The organism is Novosphingobium sp. ZW T3_23, from assembly GCF_044987305.1.
GTDB lineage: Bacteria > Pseudomonadota > Alphaproteobacteria > Sphingomonadales > Sphingomonadaceae > Novosphingobium.
In genome coordinates this window covers 41194-62477 of sequence record NZ_JBJDRF010000034.1, presented here as the reverse complement: position 1 = coordinate 62477, position 21284 = coordinate 41194, and the positions used below count along the sequence as shown (strand labels likewise).

Genomic DNA, 21284 nt, shown 5'->3' with positions numbered 1-21284 from the left:
CTGGCCCTGCTTCCGCAAGTATTCGGCGATGCCGGTCCCGAAGGCCTGTCCCGCACGGCCTTCGTCATCAACGCGCTGGACGAGACGCGCCGCCTCGGCCGCCACGGCGCCGCCTTCATCCGCGAACTGGCCGGGCAACGCCTGATCGGACGCATCCGCATGGACGAAGCCGTTCCCGAAGCCATCGCCACGCTCCAGACGCTCGCCCGCTACGCGCCGGCCAGCGTCGCCCTTTCGGACGTGAATCAGATTGCCGAGGCGATAACGCCCACGCTGGATTCCACATCGAACGCCTGGATCGCGCCGGTGAGCCTCGCCGCATGATCCGAAAGCTCGTTGCGCACCGCGCCGTCAGACTGCTGGCAATCGTCCCGATCGCGCTGATCGCGGCCATGGTGATCGGGGTTCCCCTCGACATCAATGCCCAGTGGATGTTCGCGGGCGTAACGATCCTCGGCACCCTGGTCATGAAGCGCTGGCCCGGCCGCAAGGGCTCGCTGGCGCTCGGCCTGCTGGCCGTGCTGATGTCCACGCGCTACATGTTCTGGCGCACCACCCAGACCCTGGCATTCGGCACCCTTCCCGAATTCCTGTTCGGGACCGGGCTCTACCTGGCCGAGCTTTACGCATGGCTGATCCTTATCCTGGGCTTCATCCAGACCAGTTGGCCGCTCGACCGCCCGGTGATCGAACCCAAGGGCGATCCGGAAACCTGGCCGACGGTCGACATCTACATCCCGACCTATAACGAGAGCCTCGAAATCGTCCGCAACACCGTGTTCGCGGCGATGGACCTCGACTATCCGGTCGACCGCTACCGCATCTTCATCCTCGATGACGGCAAGCGTCCCGAATTCCGCGCTTTCGCCAAGGAAGCCGGCTGCGGCTACCTGACGCGCGACAACAACCTCCACGCCAAGGCGGGGAACCTCAACGCGGCGATGAAGAAGACCGACGGCGAACTGATCGCCATCTTCGACTGCGACCACGTTCCCACCCGCGCCTTCCTCCAGCTCACCGTGGGCTGGTTCCAGACCGACCCGCGTCTGGCCCTGCTCCAGACCCCGCACCACATGTATTCGCCCGATCCGGTTCAGCGCAATCTCGCCTCGACCATGGGCGAGATGCCCGGTGAAGGCGACTTGTTCTACGGCCCCGTCCAGGGCGGCAACGACCTCTGGAACGCCACGTTCTTCTGCGGCTCCTGCGCGATCATCCGCCGCGAAGCGCTGATGGAGACCAACGGCTTCGCGGGCGAGACGGTGACCGAGGACGCGCACACCGCGCTGAAGCTCCAGCGCACCGGCTGGAACACCGCCTATATCAGCGCGCGCCTTTCCGCCGGTCTCGCCACCGAGCGCCTTGTGCTCCACGTCGGCCAGCGTATCCGCTGGGCGCGCGGCATGACGCAGATCCTGCGCATCGACTGCCCCCTGTTCGGCAAGGGCCTGACCTGGCAGCAGCGGCTTTGCTACCTCAACGCGATGCTGCACTTCCAGTATCCGCTCCCGCGCATCGCCTTCCTGACCAGCCCGCTCGCCTACCTGATCTTCGGCCAGAACATCATCCAGGCCTCGGCCTCGCTGATCTTCGCCTATGCCCTTCCGCACCTGTTCTGCTCGTCGGTGGCCAACGAGCGGACCCAGGCGGGTGACCGCCGCCCGTTCTGGGGCGAAGTCTACGAGACGATCCTGGCCTTCCACCTCGTGAAGCCCACGGTCATGACCTGGCTCCAGCCCCGCAAGGGCAAGTTCAACGTGACCGACAAGGGCTCGCTGCTGGACAAGACCTATTTCGACTGGGACGTCGTCAAGCCGCACCTGATCTGCATCGGCCTGCTGGTCGGCGGCATGTCGCTGGCTTTCGTGAAATGGGCGTTCTTCCCCTACATGTTCAACATCCAGACCGACACGCTGGTGCTGAACTGCGCCTGGGCAAGCTTCAGCCTGATCATCCTGCTTGCCGCCGTCTCGGTGGCACGTGAAACCCGCCAGGCCCGCCAGGACATCCGCATCCCGGTGGCTCTGCCGGTCACGGCCTATCTCTCCTCCGGGCACGTCGTCAGCGCCACCACGGTCGACATCTCGATGGGCGGCGCCGCGCTTTCCCTGCCGCCGGAACTCCCGGCGAAGGACGTGGACGTGCGCCACATCACCATGGCCATGGGCGACGAAGTGCTGTCGATCCCGGTCAAGACGATGCGCACCCGCGAAAGCAATGCCTACGTCCGCTTCGAACAGCTGGACATGCTGGCGAACCGCCATCTCGTCCGCGCCGTCATGGGCCGCGCCGACGCCTGGCAACCCACCGGCCCCAATCCGCAAGTCAGCGGGCTTCGCTCGCTGGCCGATATCATTCTTGTCGATATGGTGACGATCAAGCGCATGCTGCGTCTCAATTTCTCAGAACGCCGCGCCCTTGCTGCAATGGCGCCCCGCACTCTCGATCTACCCGCACCGACAGACAAGAAGGAAGCCAAGCCCAAGCGATCGCTGCTGCCGCTGGCCAAGGCCGCCGGCCTTGCCGCAGCCCTCGCGCTGGGCGTAGCGACCATCGTGTTCGGAAGCCGCGAAGTCCACGCCGCGCCAGCCCCGGCCGCGACCAGGGCCGCCCCCGCTGCCGGTCAGAATGGGGCCGAGAACGCCGCTGAAGCCGCGCCGCGCAACGGCCTTGGCGAACGCCTGACGTTCAGGGACATGCGCGTCGCGCGCCCGATCCGCCTCCAGGGCACCCAGGGCGAGATCGGCATACCCTTCGGCATGCGTCAGGACCGCGTCGTCACTTCGGCCGTGCTGACGCTCCAGCTTTCCTGGTCCGCCCAGATGCTGGACGACCTCAGCCAGCTGGTGGTCATCGTCAACGGCGAAGTCGTGCAGGCCGTCCCGCTCACCCGCGCCGAAGCGGGCGGACAAGCCTTGCGGATCCCCGTCAACGCCGCCCTGCTCCTGCCGGGCGACAACCAGATCAACATCCGCTTCCTGGGCCACTACGCCCGCGACTGCGAGGATCCGTTCCACAGCTCGCTCTGGGCGAACATCAGCAACACCCGCTCGTTCCTCGACGTCGAGTACCAGGCGCTCACCTTCCAGCCCGACCTCTCGCGCCTGCCCCTGCCGTTCTTCGACAAGGGCCAGAACGTGCCCCTGCGCATGCCCTTCGTCTTCGCCGGACAGCCTCACAAGGGTGAACTGGAAGCAGCGGCCGCAACGGCCTCGTGGCTGGGATCGCTGGCATCCTATCGCGGCTTCTCGTTCAAGCCGTTCTACGGTTCGCTGCCCAAGGGCAATGCGGTGGTCTTCCTCAAGGCCGGCCAGTCGATCCCCGGCCTGGACATCGCGCCCGCCAACGGCCCCAGCGCTGCCGCCGTGCGCAATCCGGTCGATCCCACCGGCACGCTGCTCGTGCTGATGGGCCGGAACGATGCCGACTTGCGCGTGGCCGCCGGTGCCGTCGCGCTGGGACGCGGCGTGTTCGGCGGGCAGCGCATGTCCTTCGACGGCGTGCGCATTCCCGCCTGGCCGCGCTACGGCGCCTTGCGCTGGATCTCCACCGACAAGCCGGTGCAGCTGGGCAAGATCATGCCCGCCTACGCGCTTCAGGGCATGGGCTTCCGCCCCGGCCCGCTCACCGCCAGCTTCCGCGTCGCGCCCGACCTGTTCTTCTGGCCCCGCGAAGGCGGCCGCCTGAACCTGACCTATCGTTATCCCGTGGCCGACTGGCTCGACCAGCGCGCCTCGCGCCTCGATGTCTCGCTCAACGGCCAGTATCTCAAGACCCTGCCGCTCAGCTCCACCTGGTGGAGCAACCTGTTCGGCGCGCGCGGCGCCAAGAGCCAGGACAGCTCGGCCACGGTCGTGCTGCCGCGCTACAACCTGTTCGGCCAGAACGAGCTGGCGCTCGACTACAACCTGGTCATCGCCGACAAGAAGAAGTGCACCGGCACCCTGCCCGAGAACGTGCGCACTTCGATCGATCCCACCAGCACGATCGACCTGACTTCGGCCTATCACGCCCTGCTGATGCCCGATCTCGCGACATTCGCCGGCGCGGGCTTCCCCTTCACGGCGGCTCCCGATCTTGCCGAGACGACCGTAGTGATGGCCGCAAATCCCGCCCCGGCTTCGGTCGAGGCGTTCCTGGAGCTGATGGGCCGCTTCGGTGACTCCACCGGTGTCCCGGTCACCGGCATCACCGTCAGCTCCTCCGTCGGCGCCGCCGATCTTCAGGAACAGGACGTGCTGGTAATCGGCGGTGTGGAACTCGCCGGAGCCGGCACACTGTTCGAAAAGGCGCCCGTCCGCTACGTGGGCGGCCACCTCGAAGTCACCCAGCGCTCGCCGCTCCAGTACGCCACCTCATTCTTCGGCGGCACCGCGCAGAACGATCCCGAGGCCGCCGCGCCGCTCGTCTACAACGCGCGCGGCTTCTCGGGCATCGTCAGCTTCCGATCGCCTTATTCGTCGGACCGTACCGTGGTTGCCCTGCTCGCGGACAATGCCGCCGCCCTGCCCGCGCTGGTGGACGGCATGGCCGACGTGAAGATCAACGCCGCGATCCAGGGCGACCTCGCCGTCACCAAGGGCGACGGCATGGCCAGCTTCGCCATCGGTTCGCGCTACTGGGTCGGCTCGCTGCCGGTCTGGATGAAGCTCGCCTACTGGTTCAGCCAGCGCCCGATGCTGATGGGGCTGTTCTCGCTGTTCCTGGCCGCGATCCTTGCCGGGCCGACCTACCTCTACTTCCGTCGCCAGGCGCAGCGCCGCCTCGGACACCAGGACGACAACGCATGAGTTCCGCGATGACCCGCCTTCGCCTCGTCGGCCTGGCCCTGCTGCTCTCCACCGCGACCACCGGCATAACGCATGCCCAGTCCGCTGGCGTGGACGCGCTGCTGCAGCAGGCGAAGTACTGGCGTTCCAAGGGCCGTGAAGACCTGGCACAGCAGGCGCTGCGGCGTGCGAAGGCGCTCGATCCCGGCAATGCCTCGGTCAATCAGGCGCTCAATTCGCGTCCTGCGGCCCCCAAGCCGCAACCCGCGGCGAAGCCCTCATCGGCTCCCAAGTCCCAAACAGCGCCCAGGCAGGCTGCAAAGCCTGCGCCGGCACGCGCCCCGGCGGCCCAGCCCAATCCGCAGCCCGCGCGAGTTGCAGCGGCCACCCGGACCGCGCCTGCACCCACCACTTCGGCCAATCGCGCAGGTCAGGCCCGCGTCGCCGGTTTCGACGCACTCGAGGACGGCAATCTCGCTTCCGCCTCCAGCCAGTTCCAGCGTGCGCTTTCCGTCAACTCCCGCGATCCCGACGCCCTGGGCGGCATGGGCCTGGTGCGCCTGCGCGAAAGCCGGTTCGCCGAAGCGGCCAACTACCTCGAACAGGCTTCGCGCTACGGCAAGGCCAGCCAGTGGGCGGAGGGCCTGGCTTCGGCCCGCTTCTTCGCGGGTCTGGACGATGCCCGCAAATTCGTGGCGCAGGGCCGCCTGGCCGATGCGCAGTCCGTGGCCGAAGGGCTGGTCCGTTCCGGCTACAACGAGCCCGCACCGGCGCTTGAACTCCTGGCCGACATCTACGAAAAGCAGGGCCGCTACGCCGACGCCGCCGACCTCTATCGCCAAGCGGGCCAAGGCGGTGGCGGCTCCGACGACAAGCGCCTCCAGATGCGCGCCGCACGGGGCCGCGCGCTTGCCGCTGCCGCCAATGGCGACGACATGGGCGCCATGCGCGAATTCCAGAACGGCCTCGTGCTCGATCCGACCGATCCCTGGATCCGATACGAATTCGCGGAGTTCCAGATCCGACGCGGCCGCGTGCCCGAAGCGGAATCGCTGATCCGTTCGCTGGCCTCGATGGGCCAGCCCGACGCGATCTATGCCGCCGCGCTGCTCAACAACGATCTGGGCCGTGCATCGGAGGCCGCGCGCCTGATCGACATGATCCCTGAGGCACAGCGCACCGCCCCCATGCGCAGCTTCGCCATCGGCGTGAAAACCGACGGCGCGATCGCCCGTGCCAAGGCGATGGCCGCCAGCGGTCAGCAGGCCCAGGCCCTTGCCTCGCTGCGCCAGCTCGGCGCCATGTCGGCCATTCCGGTCGGCAAGCAGGCCGCCATTGCCAATGCGCTCTATGAACTCGGCGACGTGCAAGGCGCCGCCTCCGTGGCCGAAAACGCCATGCAGGGCCAGGTTTCCGGCGTTGCCGACTACGAGGGGCTGATCGGCGTGCTCGCGCGCGTCGGCCGCGACGATCTGGCGCAACAGGCGCTTCAACGCGCCGGCGCCATGGCCGGCACCTCGGCCGAGGGCCAGCAGGCCTACGCAAGGATGAACGCGGCGCTTCAGGTCAGCCAGGCCGACCGCGCCCGCCAGGAAGGTCGCTTCGCCGAATCCTTCGATGTTCTCCAGAGCGCCTGGAGCGCCTCGCCGCAGAACATGGACATCCTGGCCGGACTTGCCCGTCTGTACCAGAGCGGCCGGATGCCCGCGCGCGCGGCGCAGACCTGGCAGCTCGTGCTCGCCCGCAAGCCGGGAGACAAGGACGCCCTGCTCGGCCTCGCGGAGACGGCGCAGGCGGCTGGAGACAACGACCTGTCGCGCCGCGCCCAGACCGACGTGCTCCGCGCCTTCCCGCAGGACTACCAGGTGCGCCTCTCGCTGGCCAATGTCGAGCGCGCCCGCGGCAACGACCGCGCGGCGATGAACCTGCTCAAGGACGCGCAAAACCTCTACGCGCGCGGCCAGGGCGGCACCTCGATCGATGGACTGACCGGCGGCAACCCCTTCGCCGCGATGACCCCGGCCGGCGGCTCCAACCCCTTCCGCGACCGCCCTGTGGCGGCCCCGCAGCAGGTCAATCCATTTGCGCTGGGAAGCGGCACCCGTCTTCAGGCAACTGGGGCCACTGCGTTCGGAGCGCCTTCCGGCAACGGCGGATCGGGCGGCTATGCCGCTCCCGCCATGGCGCCGGCTCCTTACGGCGCCTCGGGCAATGCCTATGGGGGAAGTAGCTACGGGAACGGCGCCTATGGAGGGAGTTGGGCCGATACCGGCATGGACGCCGGTTCCGCGAACAACTATTCCGCCGACCCCGTCATGGCGCAGATCCAGTCGCAGATCGCCGATCTCGCCCATGACAGCGGTCCCCGTGCAGACATCGTCACCGGCTATCGCCGTCGCTCCGGCGAAGCAGGCCTCAGTCAGCTCGACGAGATCAAGGGCTCGGCCCGGTTTTCCACGGACGCACCCGGCGGCCGCGTCTACGCCAAGTCCGAAGCCTCGGTGATCGATGCCGGCCGCGCCAACCAGTCGGGCCAGGCCCGGTTCGGCCTCAACGGCCTGATCGAGGCGGCCTCCATCGTTGCCGAGCAACCCTCGGTGTTCCCTTCGGCGGAAACCCAGAACGCGTCCGGCGTCGCCTTCTCGGCGGGGTACGAGAGTGACTCGGTCAAGCTGGAAGGCGGCACCACGCCGGTGGGCATGGGCAAGACCAAGGCCACGTTCCGCGCCGAAGCCAGCCCCAAGCTGTCAGACACGGTGCGCGCCAAGGCCTTCGCGGAACACCAGCCCGTGACCGACAGCGTGGTCTCCTACGCCGGCGCCCGCGACCCCGTTACCGGCATGCGCTGGGGCCAGGTGATGCGCACGGCAGGCGGCGCCGGGCTGTCCTATGACGAGGACGGCAGCGGCATCTATGCCGAGGGCCGCTACTATCGCTTCCGGGGCACCAACGTCGCCCGGAACAGCGGGTTCGAGGCCAACGTCGGCGGCTATCTGCGCGCCTATCACGGCGCCCATTCGAACCTGACCGTGGGCCTCAACGTCAATTACCAGGGCTACGACAAGAGCCAGAACTACTTCACCTGGGGCAATGGCGGCTATTTCAGCCCTCAGAACTTCATCAGCGTCGGCTTCCCCGTGAACTACACGATGGAAGACGAACTGTTCGACATCAGCGCTTCGTTCACGCCCGGTTTCCAAAGCTACAAGCAGGATCGGACCAATCTCTATCCGATCAACCCCGAGTTGCAGACCGCGCTCGACCTGCTCAAGATCGCGAACAACGATGTGCGCTCCTATTACGACAGCATCAGCAAGACCGGGTTTGCCGTGTCCAGCAACCTGTCGATCTACTACAAGCTCAGCCCCACCACCCGCATCGGCGGCGAGGCGGGTTACAACACCTTCGGATCTTATGACGAGTTCCGGAGCTTATTGGGCGTGAGACAGAATTTCGGGAGCACAGGCCGATGAAACTGCACGCATTTCCCTCGCCGCGCTCGGAAGGCGAGCAGAGCGGCGCCGGAGGCCTCGCGCTTCTGGCGATGATGGCCGCGGCCGAAGTCTGCGAAGGCGCCCCGCCCGCGCAGGCGCAAGGCTTCTTTTCAGCCATAGGACGACGGATGGCGACGCTGGAGCCTTTGGAAGGCGTCAGCGACGCGGCCGTGCTGGCCGCGCGGATCAACGGCTTCTGGCAGGATCTCGGCTGGGGCGAAATCGAGCTGGCGGTCGGTGACGATGCCATCGTCGTCCACCATCGCAACCTGCCCAAGGCACTTGCCACCGATCAGCAGGGCAACTGGCAGACGATGATGCTGGGCCTGCTCCAGGGCGCCTATGACGCCTGGTTCCGCGTACTCGGCAGCGGCCCCGCGCTGCATACGGTCGCCCAGTGGCAAGGCGACGTGGTCGAACTGCGCCACGGCCGCTGAGCCCTTCGGTCGATCAACGAAAGAACATCGGCATGAACCTTCTTCTCGACACCGGCATCAACCGGCGCAACTTCACCCTGGGGCTGATGCTGGCGATGACGGCTGCATGCAACACCGACGCCCAGAGCCGATCGCCGGTTCGCGACCCTTTCTGGCGGGTCTGGCGCGATGCCTATGTCAAGCCGGACGGCCGCATCGTCGATACCGGCAACAACGGCGTCAGCCACAGCGAAGGCCAGAGCTACGGCCTGCTCTTTGCCTACCAGGCGGGAGATGCCGAAGCCTTTTCGAAAATAGCCGCATGGACGCAGACGCACCTCTCGCGGGCCGACATGGCGCTCCACGTCTGGCGCTACGATCCATCATCGCCGAACCCGGTGGCTGACCAGAACAACGCCACCGATGGCGATCTCGTCATCGCCTGGGCCCTGGGTATGGCCGGACAGCGCTGGAACCGGGGAGACTATACCGCCAGGGCCGCGCAGATCCGCTCGGCCATCCGCAGCCATTGCGTGATCGAACGCCATGGCCGCCGCCTGCTGCTTCCCGGCATCCAGGGCTTCGTGAACGGCGACGAAGTGACGCTCAACCCGTCCTACTTCGCCTGGCCGGCGCTGGACGCCTTCGTCAGGCTGGACGGCCAGCAGGTCTGGGGCCCAATCATCAGCGACAGCGAGGCGATTACGCGCCTGGCCCGCTTCGGCAACCATCGCCTGCCCTCTGACTGGGTCGTCATCAACGGCGCCAACCAGGTGGCACCGGCAAGGGACAAGCCCCCCCGTTTCGGATACGATGCCATCCGCGTGCCGCTCTACGCCGCCGTGTCGGGGCGCCAGTCGCTGGTTCCCGACGTGGCCGCCTACTGGCGCGCATGCCTCGCCGCCAACAAGCCGATCCCGGCCTGGGTCGACGTGGTGACCGGCGAAGAGGCGAACTATGTCATCTCCGCGGGCGGCGCTGCGGTAGTGGGAAGACTGCTCGGCAGCGCTCAGCCTTCGCAGCTCACCAACGACTATTACGCGGCGTCTCTGCAGATGCTGTCCCGTTACCAGTGATGCCGTCAATCGCCTCTGCAAATGCAGGGGCGATTGACGTATAGGTCAGTAGCAAAAAGCATCAGAATCATCGTTTTTGGTCGCAAATTGTCGCACTTGCGAAAACCCGTCTTGCGGGCAGCAACAATTGGCTGAATAGCAGCGCCGACTGGACTTTTTGACGGTGTGCGACTTGAAAATCACGTCTTCTGCGACAACGGCTTACCCTCTTCTGCGTCAGGCCGGCCTGACGCTGGTCTGCGCGGGCCTGCTCGCGGGCTGCTCCACAGGTGAGAAGAAGGACGACAAGCGTGGCGCGCCCGAGGTGGGCTTCGTCGTCGTGGAACCCGCGTCGGTTCCCGTGGCCGTCACCCTGAGCGGCCGCACCGTGGCGTTCGAGAGCAGCCAGGTGCGCCCGCAGGTCACCGGCGTCATCGTCAAGCGCCTCTTCACCGAAGGCGCGATCGTGCAGGCCGGTCAGCCGCTCTACCAGATCGACCCCAGCCTCTATCGCGCCGCCGTGAACCAGGCCTCGGCCGACCTCGCCAGCGCCCGCGCCACCGCCGAAGCCGCTTCCGCCAAGGCCCAGCGCTACAAGCCGCTGGCCGACATGGAGGCCGTGGCCCGGCAGGACTATATCGACGCGCTCGCCACCGCGCGGTCCGCCAAGGCATCGATCGCCCAGAACGCGGCGACGCTGGATACCGCGAAAATCAACTTGCGCTTCACCACCGTGCCCGCCCCGATCAGCGGCCGGATCGGACGCTCGCTGTCTACCGTGGGCGCCTTGGCCAGCGCCACGCAAACCGATCCGCTCGCGATCATCCAGCGGATGGATCCGATCTTCGTCGACATGCAGCAGTCCGCCGCCGACCTCACCGCGCTGCGCCGCAAGCTTGCAGCCGGCGGCGTCAATCCGGGCAGCACCGAGGTTCACCTCAAGTTCGACGACGGTTCGCAATATGCGCTGACCGGAACGGTGCAGTTCTCGGAAGTCACGGTCGACCAGGACACCGGCACCGTCACGCTGCGCGCCCGCTTCCCCAACCCGGATGGCCTGCTGCTGCCGGGCATGTTCGTTTCCTCAGTGTTCGACCAGGCCACCGATCCCAATGCCTTCCTGGTGCCGCAGAACGCGGTTCAACGCGATTTCGACGGTTCGGCCTATGTCATGGTGGTCGGCGCCGACAACAAGGCGGCACGCCGCAAGGTTTCCGCCGAACGGTCCCAGGGCGTGAATGCCGTCGTCACCGCCGGTCTCCAGAAGGGCGACAAGGTCATCGTCCAGGGTTTGAACGGCCTCAAGCAGGGCGCCCAGATCAAGCCGGTAGCCGCCTCCACCGCGCAGACGGTGGCACCGCCCTCCGGCAAGCCTGCCGAAGGCGAAGGCGCGCGTCCCGCCGCCAAGGGTCGCTGAACCGCCCATGTCACGCATATTCATCGACCGGCCGATCTTCGCCTGGGTTCTCGCCATCATCGTCATGCTGGCGGGCCTCGGCGCCTTGGCGTTCCTGCCCAACGAACAATACCCGGACATCGCCCCGGCCCAGGTCAACATCCGCGCCACCTACAACGGCGCGTCGGCCGAAACGATCGAGAACAGCGTCACCCAGGTGATCGAGCAGCAGCTCACCGGCATCGACGGCCTGCTCTATTTCAGCTCGCAATCCTCCAACCGTGGCCAGGCGACGATCAGCGTGATCTTCGCCAAGGGCACGGATCCCGACATCGCGCAGGTCCAGGTCCAGAACAAGGTCCAGTCGGCCCTCTCCCGCCTGCCTCAGGCCGTGCAGAGCCAGGGCGTCACCGTCACCAAGTCCAACCCCGACCAGCTCCTGCTGGTCGCGGTCTATGACGAGACCGACAGCCGCTCCAACCAGGACGTGTCCGACTACCTGACGTCGAACATCCAGGATCCCCTCTCGCGCGTGGAGGGCGTGGGCGACGTCAACGTCTTCGGCGCGCCCCACGCCATGCGCATCTGGCTCGACCCCACCAAGCTGGCCGCCGTGGCGCTGATGCCCAGCGACGTGACTTCGGCGATCACCGCCCAGAACACCGAAGTTGCCGCCGGCGAGATCGGCGGCCTGCCCGCACCCAAGGACCAGGCGATCGACGCGATCGTCACCGCCGGCACGCGCCTCCAGACCGCGCAGCAGTTCCGCGACATCGTCCTCAAGACCAACGCCGATGGCTCGGTGGTGACGATCGCCGATGTCGGCCGCGTCGAAATCGGCGCCGAGAACTACAACACCGTCAGCCGCATCAACGGGCACCCCGGCGCCGGCATCTCCATCTCGCTCTCCCCCGGTGCCGACGCACTGGCGACCGCCGAATTGGTGAAGGCGGAAATGAGCACGCTGGCCCAGGGCATGCCTGACGGGCTTGGCTACATCTACGGCAACGATACCACCTCGTTCATCAAGCTCTCGGTCGCGGAAGTCGAAAAGGCGCTGTTCGAGGCGATCGTGCTGGTCGTCATCGTCATGTTCGTGTTCCTGCAAAGCTGGCGCGCCACGCTGATCCCGGCCATCGCCGTGCCGGTCGTGCTGCTGGGCACTTTCGCGGTGTTCTACATCGCCGGATTCTCGATCAACACGCTGACCCTGTTCGGACTGGTGCTGGCCATCGGCCTGCTGGTGGACGACGCCATCGTCGTCGTCGAGAACGTCGAGCGATTGCTCGAAGAAAATCCGGGCATGTCCCCGCGCGAAGCCACCATCAAGTCGATGGAGGAAATCCAGACCGCGCTCGTCGCCATTGCCCTGGTGCTCTCGGCGGTGTTCCTGCCGATGGCCTTCTTCGGCGGATCGACCGGCGTGATCTACCGCCAGTTCTCGCTGACGATCGTCGTCGCCATGGTGCTTTCGGTGTTCGTCGCGCTGATCCTCAGCCCGGCACTCACCGCCACGCTGCTCAAGCCCAAGACGCTGGAAGGCGAGGAAACGCCTACCTGGATCGAGCGCCGCCTGCCCTGGCTCGCGCGAGGCTGGGAATGGTTCCACACCCGCTTCAACCGCGGCTTCGAGCGGATGACGAACGCCTACGCGCACCGCGTGGAGCGCGTCATCGAGCATAAGTGGCGCTGGCTGGTGCTGTTCCTCATTGCCTGCGTCGCCACGCTGATGCTGTTCCAGCGCCTGCCCACCGGCTTCCTCCCCAACGAGGACCAGGGCACGATCATGGTGCAGTGGCGCCTCCCCGCAGGCTCACCCCGCAGCCGCACCGAGGAAGTGCAGCGCGCGGTGGAGAAATACTTCGAGACTTACGAGAAGGGGAACGTCGCCAGCATGTTCACCCTCGCGGGCGGCGGCATGGGCGCATCCGGGCAGAACAGCGGCCAGGCCTTCATCACCCTGGTCGATTGGGAACAGCGCCCCGGCTCCGAGAACAGCGCGGAAGCCATCGTCCAGCGCGCCAATGGCGCCCTGCGCGGCTTGCGCGATGCCCAGGTGTTCACTCTGGTCCCCGGCGCCATTCGCGGCCTCGGCTCGTCCTCCGGCTTCACCATGGAGCTTCAGAACCGCAGCGGCATGAGCCGGGCGGACTTCCAGAAGGCCCGTGACGAAGTGCTGGCCAAGGCGATGGCCGACGACCGCCTGACCAATGTGCGCCTGAGCGACCTTCCCGACGTCTCGACGCTGAAGATCAACACCAATACCCGCGCGCTGACGACTTACGGCGTGACCGCCGCCAGCGCGAACTCCACGCTGCAAACCGCCTGGGGCGGCACTTACGTCAACGACTTCCTCGACAAGGGCCGCGTCAAGCGCGTCTTCGTCCAGGGCGACGCACAGTTCCGTTCGCGCCCCGAAGACCTCGCCAACTGGTTCGTACGCGGCACGAGCGGCCAGATGGTGCCCTATTCCGCCTTCTCGAACATCAGCTGGTCCACCGCGCCCAGCAGCTCCTCGCGCTTCAACGGCCTCCAGGCCTACGAATTCTCGGGCAGCCCGGCACCGGGCGTAAGCTCGGGCACGGCGATGGACGTGATGGAGGAACTGGCCAGCCAGGTGTCCGGAACCGCAGTGGCCTGGGCCGGCTCATCCTATCAGGAGCGGCTTTCCTCCGGCCAGGGACCCCTGCTCTATGCACTGTCGCTGCTGGTGGTGTTCCTATGCCTGGCCGCACTTTACGAAAGCTGGTCGATCCCCGTCGCGGTCATCCTGGTGATCCCGCTCGGCCTGCTGGGCGCGATCATGGCGGTGACGCTGCGCGGCCTGGAAAACGACGTCTACCTCCAGATCGGCCTGCTCACGACCATGGGCCTCGCCGCCAAGAACGCCATTCTCATGATCGAGTTCGCCGAACAGGCCGAACGCCAGGGCAAGCGCGTGATCGAGGCCGCCCTTGAAGCCGCCCGCATCCGTCTGCGTCCGATCCTGATGACCAGCTTCGCGTTCATCTTCGGCGTGGTGCCGCTCGCCATCGCCAGCGGCGCGGGCGCCAACAGCCGCATCGCCATCGGCACGGCGGTGGTCGGCGGCATGCTGACCGCGACGCTGCTGGCCATCTTCTTCATCCCGCTGTTCTTCGTGCTCGTCAGGCGGGGCGTCCGCGACGGCCTTGCTTCGGTCCGTCGCCATGTTCAGCAACGCCGCGCACGAAAGGGAGACGCCGCATGATCCGTTCGCGATGGCTGCCCGGCGCCGCGCTTGCCTCGATCTCCGCGCTGGCGCTCGGTGCATGCTCGATGGCGCCAAAGTACGTCACCCCCGCGCCGCCGGTTGCGGCGTCATGGCCAGTCGGAGACGCCTACCTCGCCCAGAGCGAGGCGACGCTGCCCTTGGTTTCCTATACGGAGATTTTCCAGGATCCTCGGCTTCAGTCGCTGGTCGAACAGGCGCTCACCAACAACCGCGACGTGCGCGTCGCCGCCGCGAACCTCGCCGCCGCCCGCGCGCAAGTGCGCGTGGTCCGCGCCAACCAGTTCCCCGCAATCGGCGTGAGCGGCTCCGCCAGTCGTACCGAGGCGAATGGAACGGCTGCCGGCGGCACGACCGGAAGCCTGACCGGCGATCGCTCCTCCTATTCGCTGCAAGGCGGCATTTCGAGCTTCGAACTCGACTTCTTCGGCAAGTACGCCAGCGCCACCGAGGCCCAGCGCAACACGGCGCTCTCCACGGAGGCGGCCGCCCGCACGGTGCGGCTTGGCCTCGTCGCCGATCTGGCCCAGGCTTGGGCGACTTATGCGGCGGACAGGGAGCTTCTGGAGATAGCGCAGGCAACCGCCGCCAATGCAGAGCGCAGCGTCACCCTCACCGGCGCTCGGCTGAAGGGCGGAATCGCGCCGCGTACGGACTTGCGACAGGCCGAGCAGGTGCTCGAAACCGCGCGGGGCGACGTCGCTTCACAGACCACCGCATTGGCGCAGGACGTCAACGCGGTACGCCTGCTGGTCGGCGCCGATTTCGATGAAGCCCTGCTTCCGGCCAATCTGGACGAGGTCAATCGCTCGCTGGCCGTGCTTCCGGCAGGCACGAGTTCTCAGGTTCTGCTGCGCCGTCCGGACGTGGTGGAAGCCGAATATTCCCTGCGTGCCGCCAATGCCGATATCGGCACGGCGCGTGCCCAGCTTTTCCCGTCGATCTCGCTGACCGGGCTGCTTGGTGTCGCCAGCAATGCCTTGTCCGCCCTGTTCGACAAGGGCGCCTTCTCCGCCACCGGCACGGCCGCCGCAAGCTGGTCGATCTTCAATGCCGGCGGAAGGACCGCCAATGTCGAGGTCGCCAAAGCGCAACGCGATGCCGCGCTGGCGACTTACGAGAAGGCGATCCAGACCGCGTTCCGCGAGGTGGCCGACGCCCTGGCCGACCAGGGAACGCTGGCCGAGCGCCTGCGGGCAGCCTCAAGGTTCACCGAAGCGGCCACCGATACCGCGCGGCTGACCGAGGCCAGCTACCGCCAGGGCATCACCAGTTCGCTCGAGAACCTGGACGCGCAACGCAGCCTCTACAGCGCCCGGCAGCAGGAAATCTCCGTGCGCCTCTCTGCGGCGGGTAACCGGATCACGTTGTATCGCGTGCTCGGCGGAGATCAGGCCACCCAGCCGCAAGTCCCATAGGCCTGAAGTAAGGAAGCCTTCGCGCTACTCGGCGGCTTGCGCAGCACGGTCGCGCGTATCGCGGATTGCCAGTTCGATGAGCCGGGCATTGACTTCCAGCAGGCTTTCCTCGCGGCGTCCGGGCAAGGTGCCCAGTATCCGTCGCAACCTGCGGTCGGTGGCCAGGGTGATCGAACGCTCGATACCGGTCATGAGCGTGGTGGCCATCATAACCGCAGTGTCGCCAAGGACTCCCCGTCGATCCATCTGCGCCACGAACAGCCCGATCAGCGGACGCGTCGAATTGACGCGCTGATGCATGATGCGCACATCGAACTGGTCCGCCATCGAGTTGCGCAAGTGCAGCAGTCCCGTATGGCGGGCCCAGAATTCGTGGTATGACCGCACGAAGGCCATGGCGCGGGTGGCAAGTTCCTCGTCCGACCAGTATTCTCTTACCAGAGCAAAATACTCGTCCTGGGCCGTGCCCATGACGGGCTCCAGAATGGCCAGCAGCAGTTCGGTGAAGTCGGTGAAGTAATTGTAGAGCGAGGTCATGCCGAGCCCTACCGAGCGCGCCACGGCCCCCAGTGTGACCGGCTCATCGGTATTCTCTACAAGCTCGATCGCTGCCGCGAGAATGCGTTCGCGGGTTATTCGGCCCTTCCGGCCCAGCCTCTGCCCGTGGAGATTGTGACTGATCCCCGCGCCCGCGCCCGTTACGGCTGCCGCCAGCTGGGCCGCGTAGGCGGAAGGACTGCCGTCCTGTCCGCCCTCGGTCGTCGTAAACTCACCCGGCGGCCCAGCCTGCTCCGGCAATGCCGGATCAGGCTGGCCAGAGGGAGGCGCCGCGTTCGCAGGCGGTTCGGTCGATCCCGGCCCAGGCGCCTCGGGCGGTGCCCCCACTTCCGCGTGCCGCTTGCCGTCAGGCCGCTTCGACCTGACCGACCGGCCAGGCGAGGATCTTGACGTCGGTGAACTCTTCAATGCCTTCGACACCCCACTCACGGCCCATGCCGCTCGCCTTGTAGCCACCGAACGGAATGTCGCCGGCGATGCACATGCCGTTGTTGACGCTCATCGACCCGGTGCGCACGCGCTTGGCGATATTGATGGCCCGGTTCAGATCACCCGAGCTGACTCCGCCCGATAGGCCATAGGAGCTCTGGTTGGCAATCCGCACCGCATCCTCGTCGTCCTCATAGGGAATGACCACCAGGACCGGGCCGAAGATTTCCTCCTGGGCAATGCGCATGTCGTTGGTAACGTCCGTGAAGCAGGTCGGCTCCACAAAATAGCCGCCGCCCTTGTCGGGACGGATCTGGCCTCCGGCAAGCAGCGTGGCGCCTTCTTCCTGGCCCAGATCGATGTAGCTCTTCACGCGCTCCATCTGACGCTTCGAGATCACCGGCCCCATGATATGCGCGGGATTGGCGATATCGCCCCAGTTGTCACCGAAATTGCCGTAGGCACCCTTGAGAATGGCCTTGGCCTCCTCGTAACGGCTCCGGGGGACCAAAAGGCGCGACTGTACGGCGCAGCCTTGCCCGGCGTGGAACACCAGCATCGCCATGCCCACTTCCATGGCGAAGTTCGGTGCATCGTCGAGCACGATCTTGGCCGATTTTCCGCCGAGTTCGAGGAACACGCGCTTCAGCGTCGCTGCGCCCTGCTCCATGATGCGCTTGCCGACACCGGTCGACCCGGTGAACGAGATGAGATCCACGCGCGGATCGGTGACGAGCATTTCACCCGCCAGCGCCGGATCGGCGCCGAACACTACGTTGATGACGCCATCGGGGAACCCGGCTTCGCTGGCCAGTTCGCCGAAGATCGCGCCCATGCCGGGGGTATCCGGCGCGGGCTTGAGGATCACGGTGCAGCCTGCGAGCAAGGCCGCGACCATCTTGCCGATATTGACATAGAGCGGGACGTTCCACGGCGTGATCGCCCCGACCACGCCGACCGCCTCGCGCACGCCGACCCGCTTGTGGATCATACCGAAGGCCGGCTTCTCGCCGTAATCCTTTTCCCACTCCAGCTGGTCGAAGACGCGCATGTAATCGTCCCAGCCGTCCAGCGCCATGTCGACATGGGCACGGTTCACCGCGCCCTGCGCGGCACCCGCCTCGTGCATGGCCAGTTCGGCCAGACGCGGGCGAGCAGCCTCGAACAACGCGCGGTACTTGTTTACCAGCGCCACGCGCTTTTCGATGTTGGTGGACCAGTCGGTCTCGTCGAAGGCCCGGCGGGCGGCGGCGATGGCGGTATTGACGTCATCGGCGGTGGCATCGGCGGCCTTGCCTACCGGCTCTCCGGTCCAGGGGCTGATCACGTCGAACGTGGCGCCGTTGCTGGCGCCGCGCAGTTGGCCGTCGATGTAGAGCTTGGCTTCGGGAAGAGTGGTCATCGTCTGATCCTTGGCGGAAACGGGTTCTTGCACGAGGTCTGAAGCGCTCACGGGCGGCGCGCCCCGACCGAGACGTGAAGCACGCGCACATCGGGTGGCAGGTCGAGCACCGAGCGGAACACGCCGGTGACGTTTTCGGTTTGGGAAATCGGCCGCGTACGCAAGTCGATGCCCTTGGCGGCGCAGCCCCCATGGAAACGCATTGCTGCATCCTGATCCCAGCCGGGCGCGGTCTTGCCCGGTTCGTACATCGGCCCGGCGCGCACGGTGGTCACGCGAATTCCGGCGGGCTCCAGTTCCTCGACCAGCGCCTCGGTAAAGCGCTCCAGTCCGGCCTTGGTGGTCTGGTAGAGCGAGAGCATGACGAACGGCACGGCGATGGATTCGCTGCCCACGTTGATGATCTGGCCGCCCTTTTCCATCATCGGGATCGCCGCGCGGCAGCAGTAGATCGGCCCGTTGAGGTTGGTGGCGATAATATCGTCGATCTGGGCGTCCGTAGCCTCGGCCACCGTGAAAGGCTCGTAGATCGCGGCGTTGTTGATCAGCACATCGATCTTCGGATAGGTTTCGGCGACGGTGGCGAAAGCCTTGCGCACGGAATCGGCGGAAGCGACGTCACATTCCACCGCCATGGCCGAGCCGCCGATTTCCCTGGCGGCTTCCTCCACCTTGGACAGCGTGCGCCCCAGGAGGATCACGGTCTCTCCCTCACTGGCGAAGCGCCTGGCCAGAGCCCGGCCGAGACCCGCACCCGCCCCCGTGATCACGATCGTCTTACCCACGCATCCTCCCGTTTTTTGGGCTTCCCAGTGCCGATGCTTGCCGACACGATTTCCCGGACTGTAGCTCTTGCACAACCCGCTGCCTATCGCGGGAACGATGGATCGCGATAACCGCCCGGGCGGTGCTCGCTCAGGTTCTCGCGATGTCCACGATCAGGCGCGAGAGCTTCTGCCGAGCGATTTTCCAGCCGTCGGCAGAGCGGCGATAGGTCTCATGATAATGGCCATAGCCCGTCAGCGAAAATTCGTCTTTCACGACCCGGTCTTGCATGGCCCAGACCGCTTCGCCGATATCGCCATCGATGGTTATTTCCGGCGAATGGACCTGATGGACGGTTTTCGCTTCCGCAAGAGAGCGGCGGACCATCGATACGAAATCGTCCCGCCCCGTCTCCAGCGTTCCCCCGGCAGGCCGCGTGTCGATCTCACAGTCCTCGGTGAACAGCGCTGTCCAGCCGTCCCAATCCTTGGTATCGAGGAGCCGGCAATAGCGGGCCTTGAGATTGCAGATCTCCAGCCAGTCGGCGAAATCGAATGTCTGCGACATGCGCCATTGCTCCCTTATCAGCCGGACTTGTCAGCCGGACGTCGTTTCCGCTTCCAGTCTCTCGGCAGCGAGCTTTCGCAAGTCGGCGGTCTTGATCTTGGCGCTGCCCGTGGTCTTGAGATCGCTTTCGGCGACGAACAGTACCCGGCGCGGCACTTTGTAGCTGGCGAGCCTCTGCTTGGCGAAATCGCGGATCGATCCCGCTTCCGGCCGCGTGCCATCGATCGGCACCACGCAGGATACCACCAGTTCACCCAGCAGATCGTCCGGCACGCCCACCGTCTGCACCATCTTCACCTCGGGATGGGCACGGATCACGTCGTCGATCTCGAGGGGAGAGACATTGGCGCCCCCGGTCTTGATGATGTCGTTGAGGCGTCCTTCCCAGAACAGGCGGCCTGCCTCGTCCAGGTAACCGCCGTCCGCCGTTCGCAGGAATCCCTCCCCGTCGAGCGTCTCGTCCAGCGGCACCCCGAGATAGCCGAGCATCAGCGTCGGGCCCTTCACCGCGATCTCGCCGCGCTCGCCCAAGGCCATCGTCGCCCCGGTGAGCGGATCGACGATCTTGATCGTGGAGCCCGCCGTCGGTGCACCATGCGACTTGCCCGCGATCTCGGCAGGCGTGCCGGAGGCGAAGACCGAGATCAGGGTGAAGGTTTCCGTGTTCCCGAAAGCCTGCGCCGGTTCGCGCCAGTCTGTATCGATCGTGGGATGCTGCGCGCATGGCGTGGCCGCGTCGATGTAATGCATCGCCGAAAGATCGACCGTCTCGTAGTTGGAGGCCGCCATCAGCTGCGCCCACTGGTGCGGCCAGGCCAGCATCATCGACGCTTTCTCCGCGGCCATAAGCGACAAAGCCTCTTCCGCGTCGAACCAGCGCTGAAGCACCAGCGAACCACCCGAGCCGAGCGTGCCGCCCAGCGCCATCGAGAAATTGCCCGACCAGAAGAAGCCGTTGGCCGACCAGGTGCGCGGCGGAACCTTCACATCGTACCACTGCGGCCAGCGCCAGAGCTGGAGACAGACGCCGCGATGCGCGGAGACAATGCCCTTCGCCTTGCCGGTCGATCCCGAAGAAAAGAACAGCACGCCGGGGTCGCTCGGCTGCACCGATGCAGCCGCCGCATCGACCAGAGCCGGATCGACGTCGTTCCCACGGGCAAGGAACGTGCTCCAGCCCTCGATCGCGCCGAGGCCTTCATCGCTGTCGATCAGGGCGAGATGGCGCAGGAACGGGAATTTCGTGGAAGCGACTTCGCCCGGTTTTGCGCTCGCGATCTGCGGTTCGAGATCGACGAGGATTTCCGCGAAGTCCTTCTTGAGCACCCGGCGTTCCAGCAGCAGCACCGAACAGCCGCCCATCTGCAACACGGTTTCCAGTTCGGCAGGCGTGGAGAACGTGCTCATCGTCATGGCCACGCCGCCTGCCAGGGCCGTGCCGAAAACGCCGGAAAGAAATTCAAGGCGGTTCGTCGCCAGCACGCCGACGCGGGTGCCCTTGCCGACGCCGCACGCAAGCAGCGCGCGGGCGACCTCTATCGAGCGCGCCCACAGATCGTCGTAAGTCCATCGCTCGACCCGGTCGCCCAAATGGATCACCGCCGCTTCGGCGGGGCCATGGCGGCGCGTGACCTCGCGTACGAAACCGCCGAGCGTCAGCGGGCCGATGCCCTGCTCTTCCGCCAGCGGGATGCCGCGCACGATGGACAAGCCCTCGGTAACCTCGACCATGCCTTCCTCTCCCATCGAAGCCCTACCGCAGCGG

Annotated in this window: 13 protein-coding genes; 8 read left to right on the top strand and 5 right to left on the bottom strand. The window is 66.3% G+C overall.

Translation table 11 applies throughout. From position 1 onward, the window contains the following. The 8 genes from ACI3K3_RS16910 to ACI3K3_RS16875 all read left to right on the top strand — a co-directional run. Positions 1 to 324 (top strand): cellulose synthase operon protein YhjQ/BcsQ (locus ACI3K3_RS16910; RefSeq protein WP_404915725.1); only part of this gene is annotated, 324 nt, incomplete at its 5' end. Continuing rightward, positions 321 to 4790 (top strand): UDP-forming cellulose synthase catalytic subunit, encoded by a 4470-nt coding sequence (gene bcsA / locus ACI3K3_RS16905; protein ID WP_404915723.1) that lies wholly within the window; start codon positions 321 to 323, stop codon positions 4788 to 4790. The genes ACI3K3_RS16910 and bcsA, both read left to right, overlap by 4 nt. Beyond that, positions 4787 to 8242 carry a cellulose synthase subunit BcsC-related outer membrane protein gene (locus tag ACI3K3_RS16900; protein WP_404915721.1) on the top strand — a complete coding sequence of 1152 codons (3456 nt, stop codon included), beginning with the start codon at positions 4787 to 4789 and terminating at the stop codon, positions 8240 to 8242. The genes bcsA and ACI3K3_RS16900 overlap by 4 nt, the downstream gene beginning before the upstream one ends. After that, positions 8239 to 8700, top strand: a complete 462-nt coding sequence (gene bcsD / locus ACI3K3_RS16895) for a cellulose biosynthesis protein BcsD (RefSeq protein WP_404915719.1) — start codon at positions 8239 to 8241, stop codon at positions 8698 to 8700. Before ACI3K3_RS16900 ends, bcsD begins: the two co-directional genes overlap by 4 nt. Before the next feature lie 32 nt (positions 8701 to 8732). Then, entirely contained in the window at positions 8733 to 9755 is a 1023-nt protein-coding gene (locus ACI3K3_RS16890; protein ID WP_404915717.1) for a glycosyl hydrolase family 8, read from the top strand. Between the two features lie 172 nt (positions 9756 to 9927). Beyond that, on the top strand, positions 9928 to 11151 hold the full coding sequence (locus ACI3K3_RS16885) for an efflux RND transporter periplasmic adaptor subunit (RefSeq protein WP_404915727.1): 1224 nt from the start codon (positions 9928 to 9930) through the stop codon (positions 11149 to 11151). Positions 11152 to 11158: 7 nt separating this feature from the next. After that, entirely contained in the window at positions 11159 to 14359 is a 3201-nt protein-coding gene (locus tag ACI3K3_RS16880) for a multidrug efflux RND transporter permease subunit (RefSeq protein WP_404915715.1), read from the top strand. Continuing rightward, positions 14356 to 15798, top strand: coding sequence for an efflux transporter outer membrane subunit (locus tag ACI3K3_RS16875; RefSeq protein ID WP_404915713.1), 1443 nt, complete (start codon positions 14356 to 14358; stop codon positions 15796 to 15798). Before ACI3K3_RS16880 ends, ACI3K3_RS16875 begins: the two co-directional genes overlap by 4 nt. Before the next feature lie 24 nt (positions 15799 to 15822). On the opposite strand, the gene ACI3K3_RS16870 is transcribed toward ACI3K3_RS16875, so the two are convergent. From ACI3K3_RS16870 to ACI3K3_RS16850, 5 genes are all read right to left on the bottom strand, one after another. Further along, positions 15823 to 16683: a TetR/AcrR family transcriptional regulator gene (locus tag ACI3K3_RS16870; protein ID WP_404915711.1), complete on the bottom strand. Its 861-nt coding sequence runs from the start codon at positions 16681 to 16683 to the stop codon at positions 15823 to 15825. A gap of 19 nt (positions 16684 to 16702) precedes the next feature. Beyond that, positions 16703 to 18187 carry an aldehyde dehydrogenase family protein gene (locus ACI3K3_RS16865; RefSeq protein WP_404915709.1) on the bottom strand — a complete coding sequence of 495 codons (1485 nt, stop codon included), beginning with the start codon at positions 18185 to 18187 and terminating at the stop codon, positions 16703 to 16705. Between the two features lie 47 nt (positions 18188 to 18234). Then, positions 18235 to 18972 (bottom strand): SDR family oxidoreductase, encoded by a 738-nt coding sequence (locus ACI3K3_RS16860; RefSeq protein ID WP_404915707.1) that lies wholly within the window; start codon positions 18970 to 18972, stop codon positions 18235 to 18237. A gap of 130 nt (positions 18973 to 19102) precedes the next feature. Beyond that, on the bottom strand, positions 19103 to 19519 hold the full coding sequence (locus tag ACI3K3_RS16855) for a nuclear transport factor 2 family protein (protein WP_404915705.1): 417 nt from the start codon (positions 19517 to 19519) through the stop codon (positions 19103 to 19105). A 30-nt stretch (positions 19520 to 19549) separates the two neighbouring features. Further along, a complete protein-coding gene (locus ACI3K3_RS16850) occupies positions 19550 to 21250 on the bottom strand; it encodes a class I adenylate-forming enzyme family protein (RefSeq protein WP_404915703.1) in 1701 nt (566 codons plus the stop codon). Positions 21251 to 21284: the final 34 nt, after the last annotated feature.